The organism is Gilliamella sp. B3023 (genome assembly GCF_026536845.1).
Taxonomy (GTDB): Bacteria; Pseudomonadota; Gammaproteobacteria; order Enterobacterales; family Orbaceae; genus Gilliamella; species Gilliamella apicola_E.
The window spans coordinates 1-1,746 of sequence record NZ_JAFNNH010000043.1 but is presented as its reverse complement, the minus strand read 5'-3'; the positions used below and the strand labels follow the sequence as shown (position 1 = coordinate 1,746).

4 protein-coding genes are annotated in these 1,746 nt (G+C 33.6%); all 4 read left to right on the top strand.

Annotated elements, in window-relative coordinates; genetic code table 11:
• Positions 1–261, top strand: a 261-nt coding sequence (locus J3U16_RS11850; protein WP_267331134.1) for a hypothetical protein, incomplete at its 5' end; no start/stop codon positions are given.
• Entirely contained in the window at positions 262–846 is a 585-nt protein-coding gene (locus J3U16_RS11845) for a hypothetical protein (protein ID WP_267331133.1), read from the top strand.
• Complete coding sequence (locus J3U16_RS11840) at positions 777–1,196, top strand: hypothetical protein (RefSeq protein ID WP_324169852.1); 420 nt, start codon at positions 777–779, stop codon at positions 1,194–1,196. Before J3U16_RS11845 ends, J3U16_RS11840 begins: the two co-directional genes overlap by 70 nt.
• Before the next feature lie 296 nt (positions 1,197–1,492).
• A partial coding sequence (locus J3U16_RS11835; RefSeq protein WP_267343178.1) for a hypothetical protein occupies positions 1,493–1,746 on the top strand: 254 nt, incomplete at its 3' end.

The following is a 1,746-nucleotide window of genomic DNA, read 5'->3' as shown; positions in this document are numbered from 1 at the left end:
GATAGAATGGAACGACGCTTAAGAAATGAATTTAGACATGCCTTGGCGGTAAATTTAATTACACAAGAACAACATGACAACTATTTGCAGGAGCTTAATGAATTAACGTCTTATATTTATGAAAAATATAAAGATGACCCAAGTTTTTATCCAGATGATTGGGATAAAATTAATGACTATTATGAAAAAATCATTGGATTGGATTTTGTTCGTAGTCGGACAAAAGAGGGGTTAGAAGATGACTGGCTTATCGAGATGTAAATGATGACAGCAGACAATGCTAATCAGCTTTTCGAGCAGATACAGCAAACTGATGATAATCAAAGGATTTCGAACTTTACACAAACTAATGCAAACTTTCCCAAAAAACCTTATACTCAAGAAATATATCAAGTAGAGTGGTTATATAAAAAAGGACATCAAAAAGGATTTTCAGAGACTCGCTGGTTAACTGAGGATGAAATACAGGTAAATAATTTACAAATAAAACCGGATGAGAAAGATAACTTTTTTGAAAGTGATTTATATAAAGATAATGAAAAATTACGAAATATTAAATTTTATAATGTAGAACAACTGGATAAAGCTTCCTTTGATAAACTTCCGCTTGAAATTAAGCCAGAAAAACAGTGGCAGGAAAATTTAAAAGTCGAGCAATTTATATCAAGTCAGGGGGTTAAGGTTTTACATAACAGCCCGTCAAATCCTCGTTATGATCCCAAATCACATAGCCCGATAAATCCCAGTATAAGACTGCCGAAGGATACTATAACGATATCTTTCATGAAATCTGGCATTCAACCAGTCGGGAATTGGGGCGAACACCAACAACACCTGTGCAAGTAATAAATTTTTTCAAACGAGATGAATTAGTCGCCGAAACTTCAGCAATAAAGCTCTGTGAATTAACGAATGTTAATAGTAATAAAACCAATAATTTATCTTATTTAAAAGAGTTTTTGTGCAAATTTGGGGACGATAAAGATGTTCAGAAGGCAGAGTTAAGCAAGGCATTGACTGAGTCGGATAAAGTATTGTCATTAACCAAAAGTAAATATTTAACGGCTAAAAAACAGCACGCGACAATATCAAGCAAAATGTTAAACCAGACATTAGATACTCCAGGAAAAAATTTAGCAGAAAAACCTATTATTGATCAGATAATAACATCGCAAGATATGGAGTTGGGAGATTAAACGATAAATTATCGTCACAATCACTTAATCGGAATTCACTCTTTAATTTTTGTACACATTGTTATTTACTTTTTATGTTAATAATTGAACAGTGTTGATAATGTCAATAGCAAAGCAGAGGTTGCAGTCTCGCTGTGAGCGAGCATTTTACACAGTGACCTATTCACAACTCACCTAATTTTATACTTTAGGACAGGTGGAAAGGAACGCATAGCGAGCCTTTCCGCTTGGACGCTCCCAAAAATTTGTTTATAATTCATCCGTTAATATCACCAAAACTACGTAAGGAGCGCGATATGCGGGACCAAAAAGAAAGAATTGATAGAATGGAACCACGCTTAAGAAATGAATTTAGACATGCATTAGTGGTAAATTTAATTACACAAGAACAACATGACAACTATCTGCAGGAGCTTAATGAATTAACATCTTATATTTATGAAAAATATAAAGATAGTTTTACTTTTCGTGCTGAAGATTGGCGTAAAATCAATGACTATTATGAAAAAATCATTGGATTGGATTTTGTTCGTAGTCGGACAAAAGAGGG

Bases quoted from the DNA above. Each gene is read 5' to 3' on its own strand.
- J3U16_RS11845 (WP_267331133.1), top strand. From the start codon at position 262: ATGATGACAGCAGACAATGCTAATCAGCTTTTCGAGCAGATACAGCAA.